20 protein-coding genes are annotated in these 20,306 nt (G+C 72.7%); 9 read left to right on the top strand and 11 right to left on the bottom strand.

Annotated elements, in window-relative coordinates; genetic code table 11:
- Positions 1 to 188 precede the first annotated feature (188 nt).
- The 3 genes from ACFC0G_RS18055 to ACFC0G_RS18045 form a co-directional block, all read right to left on the bottom strand.
- The gene (locus tag ACFC0G_RS18055; protein WP_376404209.1) at positions 189 to 620 is read right to left on the bottom strand and encodes a tail fiber domain-containing protein; all 432 of its coding nucleotides are present in this window, start codon (positions 618 to 620) and stop codon (positions 189 to 191) included.
- 38 nt (positions 621 to 658) lie between these two features.
- A complete protein-coding gene (locus ACFC0G_RS18050) occupies positions 659 to 973 on the bottom strand; it encodes a hypothetical protein (protein WP_376404207.1) in 315 nt (104 codons plus the stop codon).
- A 212-nt stretch (positions 974 to 1,185) separates the two neighbouring features.
- The gene (locus ACFC0G_RS18045) at positions 1,186 to 2,313 is read right to left on the bottom strand and encodes an aminoglycoside phosphotransferase family protein (RefSeq protein ID WP_376404205.1); all 1,128 of its coding nucleotides are present in this window, start codon (positions 2,311 to 2,313) and stop codon (positions 1,186 to 1,188) included.
- 234 nt (positions 2,314 to 2,547) lie between these two features.
- On the opposite strand from ACFC0G_RS18045, the gene ACFC0G_RS18040 reads away from it, so the two are divergent.
- Positions 2,548 to 4,041, top strand: coding sequence for a hypothetical protein (locus ACFC0G_RS18040; RefSeq protein ID WP_376404203.1), 1,494 nt, complete (start codon positions 2,548 to 2,550; stop codon positions 4,039 to 4,041).
- A 135-nt stretch (positions 4,042 to 4,176) separates the two neighbouring features.
- Here ACFC0G_RS18040 and ACFC0G_RS18035 read toward each other — a convergent pair whose 3' ends face one another.
- Positions 4,177 to 5,670: a PP2C family protein-serine/threonine phosphatase gene (locus ACFC0G_RS18035; RefSeq protein WP_376404201.1), complete on the bottom strand. Its 1,494-nt coding sequence runs from the start codon at positions 5,668 to 5,670 to the stop codon at positions 4,177 to 4,179.
- 372 nt (positions 5,671 to 6,042) lie between these two features.
- Here ACFC0G_RS18035 and ACFC0G_RS18030 point away from each other — a divergent pair, with 372 nt between their 5' ends.
- Both ACFC0G_RS18030 and ACFC0G_RS18025 read left to right on the top strand, forming a co-directional pair.
- The gene (locus tag ACFC0G_RS18030; RefSeq protein WP_376404199.1) at positions 6,043 to 7,299 is read left to right on the top strand and encodes a hypothetical protein; all 1,257 of its coding nucleotides are present in this window, start codon (positions 6,043 to 6,045) and stop codon (positions 7,297 to 7,299) included.
- 57 nt (positions 7,300 to 7,356) lie between these two features.
- A complete protein-coding gene (locus ACFC0G_RS18025) occupies positions 7,357 to 8,580 on the top strand; it encodes a pyridoxal-phosphate dependent enzyme (protein ID WP_376404197.1) in 1,224 nt (407 codons plus the stop codon).
- 48 nt (positions 8,581 to 8,628) lie between these two features.
- Here the strand turns inward: ACFC0G_RS18025 and ACFC0G_RS18020 are convergent, their stop codons facing one another.
- The 3 genes from ACFC0G_RS18020 to ACFC0G_RS18010 form a co-directional block, all read right to left on the bottom strand.
- Positions 8,629 to 9,291, bottom strand: a complete 663-nt coding sequence (locus ACFC0G_RS18020; protein ID WP_376404195.1) for an NADPH-dependent F420 reductase — start codon at positions 9,289 to 9,291, stop codon at positions 8,629 to 8,631.
- A 72-nt stretch (positions 9,292 to 9,363) separates the two neighbouring features.
- Positions 9,364 to 9,900 (bottom strand): anthrone oxygenase family protein, encoded by a 537-nt coding sequence (locus tag ACFC0G_RS18015; RefSeq protein WP_376404193.1) that lies wholly within the window; start codon positions 9,898 to 9,900, stop codon positions 9,364 to 9,366.
- 23 nt (positions 9,901 to 9,923) lie between these two features.
- Positions 9,924 to 10,364 (bottom strand): hypothetical protein, encoded by a 441-nt coding sequence (locus tag ACFC0G_RS18010; RefSeq protein ID WP_376404191.1) that lies wholly within the window; start codon positions 10,362 to 10,364, stop codon positions 9,924 to 9,926.
- 95 nt (positions 10,365 to 10,459) lie between these two features.
- Between ACFC0G_RS18010 and ACFC0G_RS18005 the strand changes: the two genes are divergently transcribed.
- On the top strand, positions 10,460 to 10,981 hold the full coding sequence (locus tag ACFC0G_RS18005) for a GNAT family N-acetyltransferase (protein ID WP_376404189.1): 522 nt from the start codon (positions 10,460 to 10,462) through the stop codon (positions 10,979 to 10,981).
- An 82-nt stretch (positions 10,982 to 11,063) separates the two neighbouring features.
- On the opposite strand, the gene ACFC0G_RS18000 is transcribed toward ACFC0G_RS18005, so the two are convergent.
- Positions 11,064 to 11,642 (bottom strand): YdeI family protein, encoded by a 579-nt coding sequence (locus ACFC0G_RS18000; RefSeq protein ID WP_376404531.1) that lies wholly within the window; start codon positions 11,640 to 11,642, stop codon positions 11,064 to 11,066.
- Positions 11,643 to 11,828: 186 nt separating this feature from the next.
- Here ACFC0G_RS18000 and ACFC0G_RS17995 point away from each other — a divergent pair, with 186 nt between their 5' ends.
- Positions 11,829 to 12,773, top strand: coding sequence for a carbohydrate kinase (locus ACFC0G_RS17995; RefSeq protein WP_376404187.1), 945 nt, complete (start codon positions 11,829 to 11,831; stop codon positions 12,771 to 12,773).
- Here ACFC0G_RS17995 and ACFC0G_RS17990 read toward each other — a convergent pair.
- Both ACFC0G_RS17990 and ACFC0G_RS17985 read right to left on the bottom strand, forming a co-directional pair.
- Entirely contained in the window at positions 12,751 to 14,040 is a 1,290-nt protein-coding gene (locus tag ACFC0G_RS17990) for an ATP-binding protein (protein WP_376404185.1), read from the bottom strand. The genes ACFC0G_RS17995 and ACFC0G_RS17990 overlap by 23 nt on opposite strands.
- Positions 14,041 to 14,240: 200 nt before the next feature.
- A complete protein-coding gene (locus ACFC0G_RS17985; RefSeq protein WP_376404183.1) occupies positions 14,241 to 14,600 on the bottom strand; it encodes an SPW repeat protein in 360 nt (119 codons plus the stop codon).
- Positions 14,601 to 14,910: 310 nt separating this feature from the next.
- On the opposite strand from ACFC0G_RS17985, the gene ACFC0G_RS17980 reads away from it, so the two are divergent.
- A complete protein-coding gene (locus ACFC0G_RS17980) occupies positions 14,911 to 15,282 on the top strand; it encodes a cupin domain-containing protein (protein WP_376404181.1) in 372 nt (123 codons plus the stop codon).
- Between the two features lie 148 nt (positions 15,283 to 15,430).
- On the opposite strand, the gene ACFC0G_RS17975 is transcribed toward ACFC0G_RS17980, so the two are convergent.
- Positions 15,431 to 16,375, bottom strand: coding sequence for a TauD/TfdA dioxygenase family protein (locus ACFC0G_RS17975; protein WP_376404179.1), 945 nt, complete (start codon positions 16,373 to 16,375; stop codon positions 15,431 to 15,433).
- 550 nt (positions 16,376 to 16,925) lie between these two features.
- On the opposite strand from ACFC0G_RS17975, the gene ACFC0G_RS17970 reads away from it, so the two are divergent.
- From ACFC0G_RS17970 to ACFC0G_RS17960, 3 genes are all read left to right on the top strand, one after another.
- Positions 16,926 to 18,155 carry an ROK family protein gene (locus ACFC0G_RS17970; protein WP_376404177.1) on the top strand — a complete coding sequence of 410 codons (1,230 nt, stop codon included), beginning with the start codon at positions 16,926 to 16,928 and terminating at the stop codon, positions 18,153 to 18,155.
- Positions 18,156 to 18,231: 76 nt separating this feature from the next.
- Positions 18,232 to 18,303 carry a putative leader peptide gene (locus ACFC0G_RS17965; RefSeq protein ID WP_351768172.1) on the top strand — a complete coding sequence of 24 codons (72 nt, stop codon included), beginning with the start codon at positions 18,232 to 18,234 and terminating at the stop codon, positions 18,301 to 18,303.
- Between the two features lie 391 nt (positions 18,304 to 18,694).
- Positions 18,695 to 20,305, top strand: a complete 1,611-nt coding sequence (locus ACFC0G_RS17960; protein WP_376404175.1) for an ABC transporter substrate-binding protein — start codon at positions 18,695 to 18,697, stop codon at positions 20,303 to 20,305.
- Position 20,306 lies beyond the last annotated feature (1 nt).

The raw sequence follows: 20,306 nt of genomic DNA, 5'->3' as shown, positions 1-20,306 counted from the left end.
GGAACGCAGCAAGGCAGCCTCCAGGGGGCGGGGTGACGCGGGGGCGTGCGGGACCGAACCCGTACAGGGGTATCGGCTCCCGGACGATCCGTCAATCACGCCTGCATGGAGGGAAGTTCCCACGTCAGGGCGGGAATGGAGGCCGTTCGGCGGAGTTTCGCGACGAAGGGTCCCGGGCCTGGGACGCGTCAGTGGAGTGGACCAATGGGGCCGCCGCCCGGGAGGTCCGGGAGGCCGGCCGCTCCGGGCCTGCCGAGCTGGTCCGCCGGTGAACTCCGGGCTCGCAGGGCCGCGACTTCACCCCGTAGCTCGGTCAGTTCCCGGTGCAGTGCCTGAATGGCGACGATGGCCACCCCGTTGGCATCGGTGCAGCAGATCGTCCTGTCGTTCTCACCTACCCCGAACGCTTTCCACCAGTCCTGCGCCATGGGCCCCAGGTGGCGTACATGCGGAGGGTCCCAGTGGTACCGCCACGTACTCACCGGCAGTTGTACCACCTGCTCCAGCACCTGGTAGCCATTGACCGGATCGCTGCCGCACACCGCCCCCGACACGGCCCCCGATGTCAGGCCGGCCGGGGTAGCGTCCTGCCGAAGACGCCTCCCGGCGAGGGCCGGCATCCACATCCTGGCCAGGGTCCTTCTCCACCGCCGGCCGCTCATCGCTCCCAGACCACCGCTGTGACCTCGGTCTTCAGCCCACGATCCGAGAAGAGCAGGCTGCCACCCCCACCGCGGTTGCTGGTGTGGTCCACCGGCAGCTGGACGAGACCGTTCCCCAGCCCGCTGCTGTAAGCGGTCTCACCCACCGCCGTGACTTCATGGCCTTTGTTGATCATCGTGGTGTAGTAGGCGGCATTTCCCAGGGCCAGGACGTTCGTACTCGCCACGGCCGGGACGCTCAAGGCGCCGGTGCAGGCAGCCGCCGTGGTCGACAGCACCAGCAGGCGGCGGGTGACTCGCTTCGTGGGCATGGAGGATCCTTCCGGCCGGGACGCCGAATGCGTCCGCGACACCCCTAACGGCCTAACGCCCCAAAGGGCACGACCGGCCGCGCGAGTGGTGCGCCCGTACGAACGTGGAGTTCACCGGCACGCGATGCCGGCCTTGTGGTACGCCGTGTCCCGGTGTGTCGGCACCGGGCGCACGGCGCGCCACCCCCGTGTCGCCGGCCGGACCCGCCCCTTCAGCGCGTTCCGACCGCCGCGCGCACGGCCCGCCGTGCCATGGCGCAGTCGTCGTGCAGCCGCCTCAGGAGCAGCCGCTGTTCCTCACCGGCGGAGAGCGCACCGGAGGGCACCGGGACGGTACCGGCCGGCGGAGCCTCCTTGATGGTGCGCTGCACCGCCGTCTCGTAGGTACGGATCTCCCGCGTCAGCACGATCATCAGGTTCACCAGGAAGGCGTCCCGGGAGGCCGGGCCCGCCTGCTGGGCGAGCTGACTGATCTGGCGCCGGGCCAGCGGCGCGTCACCGAGGACCGCCCACAGCGTCGCCAGGTCGTAGCCGGGCAGGTACCAGCCCGCGTGCTCCCAGTCGACGAGGACCGGACCGGCGGGGGAGAGCAGGATGTTGGAGAGCAGGGCGTCACCGTGACAGAACTGGCCCATGCCCTGCCGGCCGCCCGCGTGCGCCAGACCGTGCAGCAGCTTCTGCAGGTCGTCCCGGTCCCGGTCCGTGAAGAGACCGAGCTCGTGGTAGCGCGCGATCCGCGTCCCGTAGTCCAGCGGGGCGTCGAAGGTCCCGGCCGGCGGCCGCCAGGCGTTGAGCCGGGCGATCGCACCGAGCGCCGCCCGCACGTCGGCGCGGGGCGGGGCCTCGACGGGGTGGCGCGAGAGCGCCGCCGCCCGTCCGGGCATCCGCTCGATCACCAGTGTGCAGTTCTCCGGGTCCGCGGCGATGAGCCGGGGCGCCCGCACCGGCGGCCGGTGCCGGACGAAGGAGCGGTAGGAAGCTATCTCGTGACGGAACCGCTCGACCCACGCGGGGGAGTGGTCCAGTAAACACTTCGCGACCGCCGTCGTCCGCCCGGTCGTCCCGACGATCAGCACGGAGCGGCCGCTGCGGCGCAGCACCTGGACCGGATTGAACTCCGGGCAGATGCGGTGCACCGAGGCGATCGCCATCTTGAGCTGCGCCCCCTGCGGGCCGGACAGGTCGAGTCTTCCGCTCACCGGCTGCGTGCCGGTGCCGCCCGTCCAGCGCCGGGGCCGTACGGCCTGGGGCGCGGGGGCGAGGTACGGCCCGGCACCCGCCGGGACGATGCGGTGCTGCGGCCGGGGCGGGGCGGACACGGAGGACGATGCTGTGTACATGGAGGTGACAGATCCCTTCGTGGTCCGACGAGTTGCGTGCGTCGCCCCGCCCGCCCCCGGGTCCGCACCCTGGGGAATGAGGGCCGGTCGGCGGGGCGGGGTGGCGCGTTCCTACCTGACACCCGGGCGCGGGTGGCGGAACATCGGGCGCACCCTGGCGAACCCTGGCGAATAGTCGCCAGCCCTATGACAGGGGGTTACTGTCAACTCAGCCGAGAACCTGGGGGCTTAGACGTGACCGGACAAACCAACACCCGCCTGGCAGACCTGTTCGGCCTGGCCGGCTGGTCCAAGGGCGAACTCGCGAGACTCGTCAACCGGCAGGCGGCGGCCATGGGCCACCCCCAGCTGGCGACCGATACCTCGCGGGTGCGGCGGTGGATCGACCGGGGCGAGACCCCGCGCGATCCCGTCCCCCGGGTGCTGGCAGCACTGTTCACCGAGCGACTCGGCCGTGTCGTGACCATCGAGGACCTCGGGTTCGAACGACACGGGCGCGCCGGAAAGCGGCAGGCCGTCAGGAACGACGACAACCCTGACAACCTGCCCTGGCCACCCGATCGTACGGCTGCGGTCCTCACCGAATTCACGGGAATGGACCTCATGCTCAACCGACGCGGCCTGGTGGGCGCGGGTGCCGCGCTCGCCGCCGGCTCCGCACTCAGCAGCAGCATGTACGACTGGCTGCAGACCGACCCCGCACGAAAGGCCACCGCCCAGCGCGCCACCGATCCCCTCCACGCCGACCCCGCCGGGTTCGACCGCTATGAGGCCGCCCCCGTCGGGTCGGAGGAGATCGAGGCGCTGGAGTACTCGGTGAACGTGTTCCGCGCGTGGGACGCCTCACGAGGCGGCGGCCTCCAGCGCAAGGCCGTCGTGGGCCAGCTCAACGAGGTGGGCGGCATGCTCGCCTACCGCCACGCCGACCACCTCCAGCGGCGCCTCTGGGGCGTCGCCGCCAACCTGGCCGTCCTGGCCGGTTGGATGTCCCACGACGTGGGTCTTGAACCCACCGCGCAGAAGTACTTCGTCATCGCCGCCCACGCGGCCCGCGAGGGCGGCGACCGTCCCCGGGCAGGCGAGGCGCTGTCCCGGGCCGCCCGCCAGATGGTGCACCTGGGCAGGCCCGACGACGCCCTCGACCTGATGAAGCTGGCCAAGGCCGGCGGGGGCGAGGAGATGCTGCCGCGGACGCAGGCCATGCTGCACACGATCGAGGCCTGGGCGCAGGCCTCGATGGGGCGTGGCCAGGCCATGAAGCGGACGCTGGGCGAGGCGGAGGAGCTCTTCGTCTCCGACCGGGCGGACGTGGAACCGCCCAGCTGGATGCAGAACTTCGACGAGGCCGACATGCACGGCATGCAGGCCCTCGCCTACCGCACCCTCGCCGATCACGACGCCTCCGCCGCGGTCCCCGCGCAGCGGCACGCCAGGCTCGCCCTGGAGCTGCGCAGTCAGGGGCACAACCGCTCGAAGCTCTTCGACTTCATCTCGATGGCCTCGGCGTGCTTCATCGCGGACGACCCGGAGCAGGCCGACCGGTACGCCAGGCTCGCTCTCGTCTCCATGGGGGAGACCTCGTCCCACCGGACGTGGCACCGGCTGCGGGAGATGTACCGGCTCACCGGGCAGTACGCGGGTCACTCGAAGATCGAGGACCTGCGCGAGGAGATCGAGCTCGCCCTGCCCAAGTCGCCGGTCAACCGGCCGAGAACGGGTGAGGCGTGAGCCCCGCCTGAGGACATCGCGGGGCCCTGGTCCTCTCATGGGGGCGGGGTGCGAAGGGGGCGACCCGGAAGCCGGACACGTCGGCGACCCGGAACCGGTCAGTGATCCCGGGCTGCTCGACGATTCCTGGCTCCGTCAGTGGCCGACGCGTACCACCATCACGCAGGCGTCGTCCTCGCGCGGCTCCTCGCCGAACTCCTCGATCACCGCGCGCACGCATTCCTGGGCGTCCCGCGCCTCGGTGAGCCGGGGGCCGAGGGTGAGCAGCCGTCGCGTGCCGGTGTCGTCGTGAACGCCGCTGCCACGGGTCAGTCCGTCCGTGTGCAGCACCAGCAGGTCACCGGGGAGCAGGCGGGTCTCGGTCTCGCCGTACCTCCCGCCGCTCGTCGCCCCGAGGAGCACGCCCTCGGGCCGGCGGAGGGCGAGCCCCGTCCCGTCGCGGAAGAGCAGCGGGGCGGGGTGCCCGGCCTGCGACCAGGTCAGTGTCTGGGCGACCGGGTCGTACCGGCAGCACATCGCGCTGCCGAGCGCGGGCTGTACGGAGGTCTCCAGGAGCTGGTTGAGGTGGCCCATCAGGGCGCCGGGGCGGATTCCGGCCACGGCCATGCCGCGCAGCGCGCCGAGGAGCATGGCCATCGAGGAGGTCGCGGCGACCCCGTGGCCCGTCAGATCGCCGACGGTGAGGAGGGCGTCGCCGCCCGGCAGCGCCAGCGCGTCGTACCAGTCGCCGCCGATGAGGCCGGTGCTGGCGGCCGGCAGGTAGTGGGCCGCCACGTCGAGCGGGGCGGGGCCGTCGTGGGCGAAGCGGAGCGAGCCGCGCCACGGCGGGAGCACCGCTTCCTGGAGCTCGACGGCGACGCGTCGCTCGGTGCGCTCCATGTGACGGCTGCGCTCCAGGCTGTCCCGGCTCTCGCGGACCGCCCGCTGGCTGCGCCGCAGTTCGCTGACGTCGCGGAGAACGGCCCACATGGAGGCGGTGCAGCCGTCGGCGTCGAGGACGGGCTCACCCGTCATGTGGACGGTACGTACACGGCCGTCCGTCCGGATGATCCGGAACTCGCCGTCGATCGGCTTTCCGTCGATGAGGCAGTCCGTCACCATTCCCTGGAGGACGGACTGGTCCTCGGCGAAGACCATGGAGGGCAGCTCGTCCAGCGACATCGGGCCGCTCTCGCGGGGGCGGCCGAAGATCTGGAACAGCTCCTCGGACCAACTCACCTCGTCGGTGAGGAGGTTCCACTCGGCACTGCCGACGCGGGAGAGCAGCGAGCCGGTACGGGCCGGGGGGGCCTCGCCGTAGGCGGTACCGGGGGCGGCGTCGGCGGTGAGTGCCGTGCCGAGGACGGCCTCGGGATCGGCGTCGGCCTTGGCGTCGGTCCCGGGTGCGGCCCCCTCCGGGACGCCGACCCGGAGCTGTCCCAAGTGGGCGCCCAGGTCGTCGAGTTGGTGCACCGCGAGGTCGCACAGGGCACGCTGCCACCGCTGCTGGGGATCGTCGTCGTCCGTCACGGAGTCCCGGCGGACGGCGTCCACCTCGCCGCGCAGGCGACGGGTCTGCGAGATCAGCGCGTCCACCGCATCCGGTTCCGGCGGCTGGGCGGGACGGTCCGCGAACAGATGGGACGGCATGTCGTACTCCGATACAGGCGCGGCGCGGCCAGGTGGGAAAAGGAGGCCCGTCCTCGACTGTTGCACAGCCCGAGACAGCTCGTAAGGGATTTGGCAACACTCGATCCGGTGGTGCTTCCGGCATATGCCAACGGCCCGACGATTATCGGACAGGCCGCGACGCGTTACGGTGCGGGGGTGGTGATCGACGACGGAAACGGCACGGTGAGCACGCACGCGGCAGGTACGCGGATGCGGGGAACGAGCGCGCGTACGGGCGCGCCGGCCGACGCGCGGCCACGCGCGAATCCGGGTGCGGACATACATCCGGGCGGGGGCGCGGACGAGGGTGTGCGTACGGTCACGGGCGCGGCGGGTACGGGTGGGGCGGGTGTGAACGATGTGGGTACGGCGGTGCTGCTCGCCGCCGCGCCCGCCGGACGGGGCCGCGCGATGGACGCCGCGTCCGTACTGCCGGCTCTCGCCGCCGTACCGCCCGCCGTCCTCACCGGCACGGCCACCGCCACCGTCGTCGAACTCGCCGACCCGCTGGACCCCCAGACCGTCCTCACCCGCCTGCGCGCGGCGGCGGCGAGCCCCGGCCCCCTCGTCCTCTTCCTCGCGGGCCAACTCCATCTCGACAAACGGCAGTTCCTGCCCCATCTCGCCCTTGCCCGCACCACCACGGCGACCCTGCGCTACACGGCACTGCCCTGGCACTGGCTGGCCGGCGAACTCGGCGGACGGCCCCCCGGCACCACGACCGTGGTCGCCGACCTCGCGGCGGACCCCGAGGTCTGGCAGCGCCTCGCGGCCGCACCGGACCTGCTCCACCTGGGCCCCGGGCCGTACCTGTACGGACGGGTGACGCCGGCCCCGCGCCGGGGCGAGCCCACGACCCCCGACTACCTCCGCGCCTGGGCGGAGCTCTGGCGCGCCGGCGCCCGCCCGCCGCACCCCGCGATGCACGCCGAGGCGGCCATCCGTGCGGCGGCTCACACGCCCGCCCCGGAGGCGCTCCTCCTGGCCCCCGGGAACCTGGCCCCTGCCCCGAACCCGGCTCCCGCCTCGAACCCGGCCCCTGCTCCGTACGCGGCCCCCGCTCCGTACGCGGCCCCCGTGACGAACCATGCTCCTGCTCCGTACGCGGCTCCCGTACCGCACCAGGCTCCTGCTGGGCACCCGGCTCCTCCTCCGTACCAAGCTCCTCCCGCACGCGCACCCGCACCGGCACCCGCCGTCGCCCAGGATCCGCATCCCGCGATCCTCGAAGCGGCGAGGGCCGGCCGGCACGGCGAGGCGGCCGCGGTGGCCGCCGCCTGGGAGAGCGATGCCCTGCGCCGTCACGGACCCCGGTCCGCGGAGGCCGTGCACTGGACGGAGGTGCGGGCCGACCTCGCCCGCCTCGCCGGCGAACCGGCCCGCAGCTGCGAACTGTGGCTGTCGGCAGCCGAGTTCAGACTCGCCCTGCGGCAACAGGCGGACGACCCCGACGTCGAGGCCGCCGTCGACCGGGCCCACCACCAGTGGGAGCAGATCGGTGACCGTGCCAGGGCCGACTCCCTCGGCCCCGCCCTGGTCGCGCTGCGGGAGAAGGTCCCCGGCCGCCGGCCGGGCGCCCTCGCCGCGCTGCGCCGACGCATGGGCTGAACCGGACCGCCACCCGAACCGGAGAGTCGACGGCACCACCACCCGAAAGGCCATCGTGTGAACCAGCCCGCCACGGCACACCGCTCGCTCGCCACCGCCCAGCGCTCGCTCGCCGATCCCTCCGTGCGCCACCCGCTGTGGCCGCCGCTCACGGCGGGCTGCCCCGTCACCTCCACCGACGAGGTCGCGTATCCCCTCGACATCGACTACGCGTACGACCAGGTCCCGGCCGACCTGTTCACGCGCCCGGCCGCCCATGGCCTCGAACGGTGGGCCCCGCTGCTCCCGCCGCTCGCCGCGCCCGGCCTCGGCGAGGGCAACACCCCGATGGTCGCGCTCTCCGACGGCGTCTGGGTCAAGGACGAGTCGCGCAACCCCACATGGAGCCACAAGGACCGCCTCAACCGGGTCGCCGTCAGTGCCGCCGTCGCCTCGGGCGCGCGCGGGATCGTCGTCTCCTCCTCCGGCAACCACGGCGCTGCGGCCGCCGCCTACGCGGCCCGCGCCGGACTGCCCTGCGCCGTCTTCACCTCCCCGCACGCCCCGCCCGCCGTGGCCTCCCACCTCCGCGCCTACGGGGCGACGGTCCTGACCGTCCCGTACGCGTCGGTCCGCCCCCTGATGCGCCGGATCGTCGACGAACTCGACTTCCAGGCCGTCAGCAGCGTCACGGACACCGCCCACACCGGGCACCCCTTCGGCCCCGAGGGCTACAAGACCCTCGCGTACGAGATCGCCCTCGACCTCGGAAGGGCTCCCGCGGCGGTCCACCTCCCCACCGGATACGGCGAGTTGCTCTTCGGAGTCGCCAAGGGGTTCCAGGAGCTCGCCCGACTCGGGGTGACCGACTCCGTCCCCCGGATGTACGCGACCGAGCCCGCCGCCGCCGGCGCGCTCACCGAGGCCCTCCGCACCGGCCGCCCCACCGCCCGCGTCCCCGTCGGGCCCACCCTCGCCTACGCCATCGACTGCGAGATCAACAGCTACCGCGGCGTCCTCGCCGTCCGGACGACCGGGGGAGCGGCGCGGACGGTGACGGACGATCAGATGATCGCAGCCCGTGTGGAGTTGGCCTCCCAGGGGCTCTGGTGCGAGACCTCGTCGGCGGCCGGCCTCGCCGGTCTGCGGGCCCACGGGCCACGCGAGAACGACGGCCCGGTGGTGTGCGTGGTCACGTCCAGCGGCTACAAGGACGTCGCCACCGCGACGGAGACGTACGAGCCGACGGCCCCGGACTGGCCGGCGATCAAGGCCGCCCTGACGGCTGCCGTGGCGGACTGAGGCACCGGGGAGCGGGGAGCGGGGAGCGGGGCCGAACGGCGTTCGCCCTCAGCTCTGTTCGTCGTGGGCGGCCGGAGGCACGACCCGGATGTTGAACGCGAAGGTGCCCGTCGACAGGGCGATCCCGACGAAGAGCAGCGCGAAATGCTCCTGTCCCCGGGCGGTGGCGATGCCGCCCAGGTCGAGCAGCGAATCGGCGGGCCAGCCGAGGTCGGTCACGAGCCCGCCCACGACCCGCTTGGCCTCCGCGTCCTCCCCGGAGAGGAAGAGCGTGCTGGGCCCCGCCAGGGAGTCCGGTGCGACCATCACCTCGCGGTCGATCGTGCAGAGGGTCTTCACCACGCGGGTCTCCGGGAACGCCCGCTGGATCTCCTCGCCGAGGCTGACGACCGGGTGCGAGAGCGACTCGTCCTCCAGGAAGCCGACCGCGACGTCGAGGAGGACCTTCCCGGCGAGGGCCGGGGCGCCGATCGACGCGAGCAGCGCCACGGAGGCCGTGCCCGGGGTCGCGTTCACGAGGACCTCCGCGTGCGCGGCGGTCCCGGCGGGGTCGTCGACCCGTAACCCCGCCCGGTGGAGCTCCTTGAGCCCGGTGAGGAGCTCTTCGTCACCGGGCCGCCGTGACCCGAGGACGACGTCGTGGCCCGCCCGCAGCCAGCCGGCAGCGAGAGCCCGTCCTACATTGCCTGTTCCGAGGATTCCGATCTTCATGACGCTCATCCTGGTGTCACCGGCGCCCACCCCGCCTCGGCCGGGGGACCGGACCCGCGTCGGCCGCTCGGACTAGGCCGAGCGCTTGGCTGTCTCCTGGGCCGTAGCGTCGGCCGGGTCCTGGGCCGAAGCGGGTGCGGCGGGTGGGACGGCCCCCGGACGCCACAGGCAGAGGACGATCAACAAGACGAACGCGGCGAGCGCCGTGAGCGTGCGCAGGTTGTTGAACAGCTCCCAGCGCCGCAGGATCTCCGCGTGGTCGGCGGGGGCCGCGGTGAGCGCCCACTCCTTGATGCGACCGTTGATCGGCACGTTGCCGAGGCGGGTGATGAGGAAGGACGCGAGCGTCAGCAGAGCCGCCGCGCCCGCCATCAGCCGGGCGCGGCCGCGGGTGAGGACGGCGAGGGTCAGGGCACTCAGCGTCGACACCGCCATGGCCGCCTGCATCGTGATGCCGTTCATCTTCATCAGCTCGGCGTGGAAGGAGAGCCGCATGTCGAGCGGTACGGCGTTGAACGTGGGGACGAGGTTGGCCGCGCCGTACCCGAAGGCACCCGTGAGGAGGCCGGTGGCGAGGAGGGCGAGTCCCTGGAGGACACGGATGGGCATGGTGGAGGGCTCCGGTGGTCGGGTCAGGCGAGCGAGGGGTCGGCGAGGTCGAGGCGCAGCTCGTTTCCCCAGTCGTTGGTGAAGACGGCCGCCGTTCCTTCGTAGCGCACCCCCACGAACGGGTTCGAGCAGTACATGAAGGCCACCCAGCGCAAGGAGCCGTCGGCGTTCAGACGGGCGAGGTGGCCGGTGTTGCCCATGCCGGCGCCACCGCCGCACATCCGTCCCGATCCGTCCGGCAGCGCGCTCTCGAAGAAGTGGTCCACCTCCGCGGTGCCGTCCTCCTCGACGGCCCGGTCCACGTCGATCGGATCGCCGAGACGGAACGGGATCGGTTGCCGGGCGTCCGGGTGGTACGCCCCGGGGCCCTCCACGTGCACCTCCGTGCCGGTGTCGTCCGGGCGGTACAGCCCGTCGCGGTACGGCAATTCCCCGGCCGCCCACAGCCGTACGACTGTCCCCACGTCCCCCGCCACCTCCACACCGTCGTCGATCAGAGGACCGTAACGTGCGGGACCACCGGTGTCGTTCCCGGGGGCGGGCTGAGAGGATCGGAACCATGCCCGTCTCCCCGACTCCGACATCGACCCCCACCACGGCGCCGCCCGCGCCGCCGGCCACCGACCGGCTGCTCCTGCGGAGCGTGCGCCGTGGCGACCTCGCGGCCGTGACCCGGCTGTGGACCGACCCCCAGGTGCGGCATCACCTCGGCGGCCCCGTCACGGAGCCCGTCGTCCGGATCCGGCAGCGGCGGATCGTCGGGGCGGCCGGGTTCCACGCCGTGATCCGGGCCGAGGACGACGTCCTGCTGGGGCTCGTCACCGTGGAGCCCGGCGCGCGGAACGGGGAGACGGAGGTGTCGTACCAGTTCCTGCCCGAGTACTGGGGGAGGGGTTACGCCCGGGAGGCCGTCGGCGCGGTCGTCGCACGGGTCCTGGAGAGCACGCCGAGCGTGGTCGCGGTCACCCAGGAGGCCAACGACCGCTCGCGCCGCCTCCTGGAGGCCGTCGGCATGGAGCACGCGGAGTCCTTCGTGGAGTGGGACGCCCACCAGGTCCTGTACCGGCAGCGCCGAGACTGACCGGCTGCGCCGCGACCGACCTGCCGCGACCGACCTGCCGCGCCGTGACTGACCTGCCGCGCCGTGACCGGCCGGCCCGCGCTCAGCGGGGCCGGCCGCCCGCCGCGAGCGCCGCCACGGCCCGCTCCAGGCGGGCCGCCCGCGTCTTCGCCGTACGCGCCTGCCAGAGGCTCAGGATCACCAGGTAGCGGTCCGTCTTCCCCAGGGCGTCGAAGGCCGCCGCGGCACGCGGATCCGCCGCGAGCGCGACCGCCAGGTCGTCCGGGACGGTCGCGTCCTTCTGGGAGGGGTACGCGGACTCCCACCGCCCGTCCGCCTGTGCCGCCCGCACCTCCGCGAGGCCCGGCTCGCGCATCCGGCCGGCGGCGGTGAGCGCCTCGACCTGGCGGACGTTGACCTGGGACCAGAGGCTCCGCGGCCGACGCGGGGTGATCTTCTGGAGGTACGTGTGCTCGTCGCGCGCGATGCGCTTGCCGGTGATCCAGCCGTAGACGAGCGTGCCGTCGAGGATCTCGTCCGCCGTCGGCGAGGGGAGGTCGCTGCCCTTCTTGGCGAGCAGCAGCCAGATACCCGGGGTGTCCCCGTGGTGCTTCTCCAACCAGGCCTCCAGCTCCTTCCCGTCGCCGAACGCGATGACCGCGAGCCCCTCGACCGTCTCCACCGTCGCCACCGGAAAGTCCTTCCCCCGCACCGCCGCCGACACCGCCGGCGAGTCACGCCGCCATCCTTCGTGCACACGATAGTGACAGCGGCCCGATGACGGCCGGAGCCCGCGGCGACGTACCATCTCCGGGTCGTCCACCAGGGCACCCGCGTCCGGGACACCTACGCCGAGGAGCGCCGACCCATGTCCTTCCTGGTGATCGGCGAGTGCGTCGCCGACATCGTCCGCGCCCCCGCGGGCTCCGGCGCCGCCGACCGCGTCCACCCGGGCGGCAGCCCCGCCAACGTCGCCTACGGTCTCGCCCGCCTCGGCCGGGACGTCACCCTGCTCACCCAGCTCGCCGACGACCCCGCCGGCCGGCTGATCGCCGGCCATCTGACGGGCGCGGGCGTCCGGATCGCCCTCGGCGGCACACCCGCGCGCACCCCTTCGGCGGTCGTCGGCCTCGACGAGCGGGGCCGGGCCACGTACACCTTCGACATCGCCTGGACCCTGGAGGCCGGAGCGGCTGCGGAGGCCGACGCGTCTCCCTCCCATGTGCACATCGGCTCGATCGCCGCCGTCACCGCGCCCGGCGCGGACACCGTGCTCGCCGAGACCGGGCGGCTCCGCGACCGGGTCACGGTCAGCTACGACCCCAACGTCCGCCCGGAGCTGATGGGGGAGCACGCCGAAGCCGTCGCCCGGGTCGAGCGCTGCGTCGCCCTCAGCGACCTCGTCAAGGCGAGCGACGAGGACCTGGCCTGGCTCCACCCCGGCGAGGACCCGCTCGCGGTCGCGGCCCGCTGGCTCACCCTCGGACCGGCCGTCGTCCTGGTCACCCGGGGCGCGGACGGCTCGTTCGCCCTGACCCGGCACCACGCCGTCGCCGCCGGGGCGCCGCCGGTCTCCGTCGTCGACACCGTCGGCGCGGGCGACTCCTTCATGTCCGCCGTCCTCGACACCCTCGCCGGGCAGGACAGGGCGGCGCTCGGCGAGCTCTCCGCCGAGGAGCTCGCGCGGCTGCTCGACCGGGCCGGCAGCGCGGCGGCAGTCACCGTCTCCCGCGCCGGCGCCCAGCCGCCCGACCGAGCCGAACTGGACGCCGCGCACGAGGAGTTCGCCCTCAGGTCCGGGCGTGCGTCGTGATGTCCGAGGCGAACTGCTCGACCATCTCGGGGGTGACCGTCGGGCGGCACTGCCCGATGGCCTCCAGATAGTCCGCCGTGCTCGCCCCCGGCGTAGGGTCGTCCGCGCCCCGGCCGCCGACCGCGACCAGGTCCCGCTCGAAGGAGGCCTGAGCGGCGATCCGGGCCGCGTGTTCGATGTCGGCAGGGGTGAACAGATCGCTCGCCAGGACGAGTTCGTCGATGTCGACGTCCGTCCGGCCGTCCGTGTAGCGGGCCCAGATCGCGGCCCGCGCCACCTTGTCCGGCGTACCGATCGGGATGAGGTAGTCGAAGCGGCCGGGGCGCAGGAACGCCGGGTCGAGGGAGCGGATCGAGTTGGTGGCACAGACGAGGAGGCGCTCGTCCCGCTCCCGGAAACCCGGTATCAGCTTCAGGAGTTCGTTGGTGACGCCGTGCATGCCGCCGGGCTGCGCGGGCTCCGAGCGGACCGGGGCGATCTCCTCGACCTCGTCGATGAAGACGAGGACCCGCTCCAGTTCGGCGATCCGCGCGAACGCGGAGCGCAGCGCGGCGGCGAGGTTCCCCTCGTCGGCGAGCCGGGACGGCAGGATCTCCACGAAGGGCCAGCCGAGCCGGGAGGCGATGCCCCGCGCGAACGTGGTCTTGCCGGTGCCGGGAGGGCCGAAGAGACAGACCGCGCGCGGCGGCCGCACCCCGTGCCGGGTGGCCCGCTCCGGCTCGGCGAGCGGCAGGACCACCCGGCGCTCGATGAGGTCCTTCTCCCGCTCCATCCCGGCGACCTTCGCCCACAGGTCGCCGGGGAGCAGCCGTCCGCCGAGGTCGTCGAGGAGTCCGGCGGCGGGCCCGTGCAGCGGCTCCACCTTCTCGAAGTACGCGACGGCCGGCTGCCGCGTGTACCCGGCGTTCAGCAGACCCTCGCCGAGGAGCTCCTCCTCCGGGAGGACGTACGCGATCCGCCCGACCCGGGCCGCCACGAGCCGCCGCTCCAGCTCCACGAGGAGGGCACTGGCCAGGCCGCGGCCGCGCCACGCCGAGGAGATCGCGATCCGCATCACCCAGGCCCGCTCGCCGGAGACGCAGGCGAGCGCGGCGCCGATGGGCGCGCCCTGGTGGACGGCGACCACGGCCGGCTGCCGGGAGGTGAGGGCCCCGATGCACTCGGCGAGCGAGAACACGGACTCCTGCCCGAGCTCGGCCGTGGTGTCGATCAGATGGACGACGGCCGCGAGATCGCTCTCGCGATAGTCATGGATGTGCCAGTTCACCGCTGGTACCGCCCCTCGTTGGTGCCGATGCGGCGAGGCTAGGCGCGGCCGCGGACACCGGTCGTGCGCCACCGTGCACAAGGCGGCACGGGCAAACGCTCCGTACCGGCTCTATGCCGCTCGCGGTCGCCGGACGGACGCGGTGAACGGCGGCGCCTCCGCGTAGGGGAGGCGCCGCCGTTCCGGGAGAGGTCAGTAGGTCACGTCCTTCTCTTGGTCATGAGCAGCCCGCCGGCCGTGAGGGAGAACAGGCAGACGCACGCACCGGTGATCACGTTGCTCAGGATCGTGCCGGTGTCGGGGTTCTGCCCGACCAGCCACGGAGCGACGATCAGCCAGACGCCCAGGATCAGTACGACGAAGTTCAGGTCCTGCGACCGCTCGGGGGCCATCGACATGCAGAGGCCGAGCGCCGCGATGCCGATGCCGACGACCAGGTTGCTGATGGCGAGTTCCGGCTGGGCGGCGGAGAAATGAACCGTCCACGCGGAGACCGCCGCGTAGATTCCGGCGAGGACCACGAGTTCCTCGACCGCCGCGACACCTCGGGTCTGGAGCATGCGGGCGTAACGATCCCGCATTTCCGACGCATCGGGGTGTCCCGCGATATCACCGGGACGGTGAGAGACGTCGGCCATACGACTCGCCTCCTTATGGCGTCATGCGCGTCTGACCGTTTGTGTGGCAATCATGCCGCGGCTCCATTGTGCGCTTATCTGTCCTTTATGTGTAGGTTTACCCGCTAGGGGAAGCGCACAGAATTCGCCCCGTGAATATGCCCGGAACCACCAAACGAAGGTGGGCCCGGCCGGCCCGGCGTAGCCTGGAAGTGGACTCGGGGCCAGGCCTTTCCACCGCCGGGAGAGCGTGATGGCCGGGATCGTACAGAAGAGCTTCGATTCAGCGGACGAGACCCGTCCCTTCGAGGACGGCAAGGGCAGGCTCGACCTGATCAACGGCGATCGCGGAGCGGTCGGCCGTGCGGTGTTCGAGCCGGGCTGGCAGTGGTCCAAGCACGTGAAGCCGATCGCCGGCACCGACAGCTGTCAGGCGTCGCACGTCGGATACATCGTCAGCGGCAAGATGAAGGTCGTCATGGACGACGGGGAGTCGGTGGAGTTCGGCGCCGGCGACTTCATGGAGGTCAAGCCCGGACACGACGCATGGGTCCTCGGCGACGAGGCCTGCGTCGCCCTCGACTGGGTCGGCTTCGGCGACTACGCCCAGTCGTCCGGTTCCTGACGCACCCCGTCCCGGCCTCCGTCCCGACTTCCGTCCTGACGCACCCACCGTCCTGACGAACTCCCCGACCTGACGTATCCCTCCCGTCCTGGGGCGCGCCCCAGGACGGGAGGAACGCCGCGCCGTCGGCCCTTCCGGGCGCCCCCGGTCAGACAGCGACGGGCTCCTTCGTGGACGCGCCGGAGGCGATGCCGAACGCCGGGTCCGGGACGGACTCGGGCGCGAGGAGGACCGAGGCGGCGCCGTCCACGCCGACCGGCACGTCGCCGTCGATGGTCACCCGGCGCAGCTTGCGCTCGTGGTCGTCGGAGTCGTCGACGCCGTAGTGCTGGGTGGCGCGGTTGTCCCAGATGGCGACGTCGCCGACCTGCCACTGCCAGCGCACCGTGTTCTCCGGGCGCTCGATGTGCGACTGGAAGAGCGCGAGCAGGGCACGGGAGTCGGCGCCGGTGAGGCCGTTGATCCGCTGCACGAAGTTGCCGAGGAGGAGCGTGCGCTCGCCGGTCTCCGGGTGGACCCGCACGACCGGGTGCTCGGTCAGGTACTTCGTCGAGGCGAAGACCTCACGGAAGCGCGCGAGCTGCTCGGGCAGCACGCCCGGGCGCAGGGCCGCGTAGTCGTAGTCGTTGGAGTGCACGGCGCGCAGGCTGTCGGCGAGCGCGCGGAGCGGCTCGGGCAGCTTGGCGTACGCGGTCGCGGTGTTGGCCCAGAGGGTGTTGCCGCCGTACGGCGGAATGGTCACCGCCCGCAGGATCGAGAAGGCCGGGTACGCCGGCACGAAGGTGACGTCCGTGTGCCACTGGTTGGCCCGGGCGCCGTGGTCCGAGTCGATGGGGAAGGAGTAACGGCCGTCGACGGAGGGGACGGTGGGGTGCGCGACGGGGGTGCCGAGGAGCTTGCCGAAGGCCTCGTGGGCCTCCTCGTCCAGGTGGTCCTGGCCACGGAAGAAGACGACCTTGTGCGCGAGGAGCGCGGCACGGATCTCGGCCACGGTCTCGGCTGAGAGGTCGCCGCCGAGGCGGACGCCGGAGATGACGGCGCCGAGGCGGCCGCCGACCTTCTGAACGGTGACGGTGGTGGTCGTGGTCGACATGGTGGGGTGGTCCTTTCGGAGGTGTGTGTGAACGCGCTCAGGAATTAATTCCGGAGCGGAAGCAATGACGTGACGACGAGGAACCCGTCGGCCGGGGGAGGCGCACCGGAGTACGGGACTACCGGTGTGCGGGACCACGGGAGTGCGGGAGTACGTCGCACGAGAGCGGTGTACGGAGGCGGCGCAGCGCGCCGGAGTGGTGCGGGTACGGGCGGCCAGCCCGTCACGCGAAGGGGTCGCGAGAATCAGGCGCCGGAGCCGGCGGGACACGAGGAGGTCGCGAACATGTCCCGGAGACTGACAGCGGCCGTCGCGGGACGTCAAGCGACCGTCCGGGCCCCGAACAGCGCCCCGTGATGGTTGAATCGGCGCCTGCCCGGCGCCGTCCTCCTCGGTCTCCGCAGCCCAGTTCGCCCGCAGCACCCCTGCTGACCAGCGGCGATGCGTCACCACTCCGAGGGATCGGCCCGCACGGGCGGAGCCTCGACGGCCCCGCCGCCGACGGCCCCGCGAATTCACACCGCCGCAACAGTGACGCAGAGAGGCACCCATGACGACCCCCTCCCACGCTTCCCGGATGGCGGGCGACGGCCGGCGCGAGGCCAACGCCGCCACCGTGCTGCGGACCGTCCTCGACCACGGCCCGGTCGCCCGCGGCGCGGTCGCCCGGCTCTCCGGTCTCAGCCCGGCCGCCGTCTCGCGCCAGGCCACCGACCTCACCCGGCTCGGTCTCCTGCGCGAGCTGCCGGAACTGACCGGAGGCGGCGGTGTGGGACGACCGCAGATCCCCGTCGACCTGCACATCGGAGCATCGGGCGGGCCGGTCGTCGGCGGCGTCCATCTCGGCGTGCCCAGCTCGACGTTCGGCCTGGTCGACCTGCGCGGCCGGGTCCTGGCCCGCCGTACCCACCCGCACGGCGGCACCGCGTCGGACGGCCTGCCCGCCGCCGTCGCCCGCGCCCTGCGGGGCTTCCTCGACGAGCACACCCAGGGGCGCCCGCTGCTCGGCGTCGGCGCCGCCGTCGGCGGCTGGGTGGACCCCGCGGCGGGAGTCGTCGTCCGCCACGACGCCCTCGGCTGGCGTCGCCGCCCGCTGGCCGCGGAGCTCGCCCGGGGCCTCGGCGGGCACACCGTACGACTCGACAACCACGCCCGTTCCATCGCCCAGTCGGAGATCCTCTTCGGGCGTCCCGCCGCCCGGCGCAGCCTCGTCCACCTCTTCATCGGCAACGTCGTCGACGCGGCCGTCGGTCTCGCCGGGATCGTGCACCAGGGCCCCGGTTCGGCGGCCGGCGACGTGGCGCACCTGCCGGTACCGGACTCCACCGTCCCCTGCCCGTGCGGGCGTTCGGGCTGCCTGGAGGCGACCGCCTCGAACACCGCGCTCGGTCTCACCGCCGTGCGCAGGGGGATCGTCCCCGAGCCCGACACCTTCCTCGTCGTGGACGCGGCGGCGGCGGGGGACCGGCGCGCCGATCGCCTGCTGCGCGAGCGGGCGCGGGCGGTGGGGCGCGCCATCGCGCTGCTCATCGACGTCCTCAACCCCGACCTGGTCGTCGTGACCGAGCACGCCAGCGTCCTCGAACCGGACTATCTGGAGGAGATCCGCGGGGCGGCGATCGACCTCTCGCACGTCTGCGACGACCCCGAACGCATCGTCAGTCCACATGCCGGACCGGCCACGCTGCCCGTCGCGGCGGGCACGGTTCTGCTGAATCCCCTGTTCAGAAGGCCTCTTCGGACGGTCGACGAGCTGCTCGGCGAGGGCCGGGAAGGGTGATGTCGTCTCAGAATGCGGGCATGACCGGTTGACCGCCTCGCGGAGCCGCTGTCATATTGCTCCCGTGAATCCGGACATGCGCCTCATCTCCCGCAGGCACGTCGACCTCTGTCGACAGGCCAGTGCGGTCTGTGCCGTCCGCATCTGATCCTTCACGGCTGACCCCTCTGCTCCGGTTGCTCGGCCGATCGCCCCGGCGGGTGCGCTGACTCCGTCCCTTCGGGTGCGTTGACTCCGCCCCGGCCGCGCCGAACACCCCCGGACCCACAGCCTTCCGGCCCCCTTTCGCGCCCTGTCGTCCCGGCCACCGACGGCCGGCGACGACTCCTGGCAACCACTGGGAACCACCGGCAATCACTGGGAACCACCGGCAACCACTGACGGCCGCCGGACCGGCCGTCTCGCCGTACGTACACCGTCACACCCCGTCCCGTACCGCGCATCCCGCGTCCCCCGCGTGCCCGGTGCGCGCATTTCTCCCGCAGCGGAAGGAATGCGCGCACCCCGCGCCCTCCGACCTCTTTCACAGGCAGGCAACGATGACCGAGTCGTACCCCACCACGCCCACCGCTCCCACCCGGCGCACCACCCTGCGCGCCGCGGGCGGCGGCGCCCTGCTCCTCGGGCTCGGTCTCGCGGGCTGCCGTTCAGCGGTCTCCGAGACCGAAGCCCCCTCGGGCCAGGCCGGCGAGGCGGGCAAGGCGGGCGCGCAGCCCCGGCGCGGCGGCACCCTCAGCGTCGCCGTCAACGCGGACTTCACGCCCAGCCTGCTCTTCGCCCAGAGCGCCCAGTCGCTCCAGCAGCGGCTGATCTACAACACCCTCACCCGCTACGACGACGGGCTGAAGCCGCAGCCGGAACTCGCCACCTCCTGGGAGTACGCCAAGGACGGCCGCAGCATCACCCTCGCCCTGCGCACCGGCGTCACCTTCCACGACGGCCGCCCCTTCACCGCCGACGACGTGATCTTCGCGGTGAAGAACCTTCAGAACCCTCTCCGAGCAGCCCAGTTGAGGGCCACGGCCGCAGCCGTCACCGGTTTCGAGAAGCGCGGTGACAACGAGCTCGTCCTGAAGCTCGCCCACCCGGTGAACAACCTCTTCGACCTCTTCGAGTTCATGATCATCACCGATCGGCACAGCGTCGAGGACGCCGTCACCGGCAAGAAGCTCATCGGTACGGGACCCTTCCGGCTGACCAAGTGGAGCCCCGGATCCGGGGTCAGCCTCACCCGCAACGAGACGTACTGGCAGCCCGGCCGGCCCTACCTCGACGGCGTCGAACTCCGCGTCGTGCCCCAGGCCGACGCGCTCCTCTCCTCGCTCAGGACCGGCCAGTCCCAGCTCTCCTTCAGCGTCCCCGGCAAGAACCTCGCCGTCGTCGCCGCCACCCCCGAGCTCGCCATCAGCGAGTACGCCACCGGCGGGGGAGCCGTGTACCTCGGCGTCAACACCACCGTCGCCCCGCTGAACGACAAGACCGTCCGGCAGGCCCTCGCCTGGGGCATCGACCGCGAGCGGATCCTCCAGCAGGTCCTCGGCGGCTACGGACTCGCCTCCGCCACCCCCTGGCCCAAGTCCTCGCCCGCCTTCACCGAAGCAGGCCGCACCCACTACACCCACAACCCCGGAAAGGCCCGCGAGCTCCTCAAGTCCGCCGGCCACACCCGCCTCGACCTGCCCCTCCTCCACGTCAACCTGCCCGGCGAGACCGCGGTCGCCGAGGCCGTCCAGTACGACCTCCGGCAGATCGGCGTCCACGTCACCCTCCAGCCCACCGACTCCGCCGCCGCCCAGAAGAACCTCATCTCCCAGAACATGCCCGGCCTCTGGACGATGAGCCACGGCTTCGCCCAGGTCCAGCCGTCCACCCTCGCCGTCAGCGCCTACCCCTTCAACGAGGCCAAGAACACCTCCAAGTTCCGCTCCGCCGCCTACACGAAGGTCGTCCGCGAGGCCTGGACCACCCCCGCCGACGGCGCCCGCGCCAACACCCTCCGGCAGCAGATCACCGACACCCTCCTCGACGAGGCGTTCATCATCGACCTGGCCATCCGCGGCGCCGTCCAGGTCTCCGCCAAGAAGCTCCACGGCGTCACGCTCAACAAGTTCTCCTACCTCAACCTCGACGACGCCTACCTGGCGGGCTGAG

The organism is Streptomyces sp. NPDC056169 (assembly GCF_042268445.1).
Taxonomy (GTDB): Bacteria; Actinomycetota; Actinomycetes; order Streptomycetales; family Streptomycetaceae; genus Streptomyces.
Note: the sequence above shows the minus strand (reverse complement) of the source record. Positions and strands in the feature narration are given on the sequence as shown.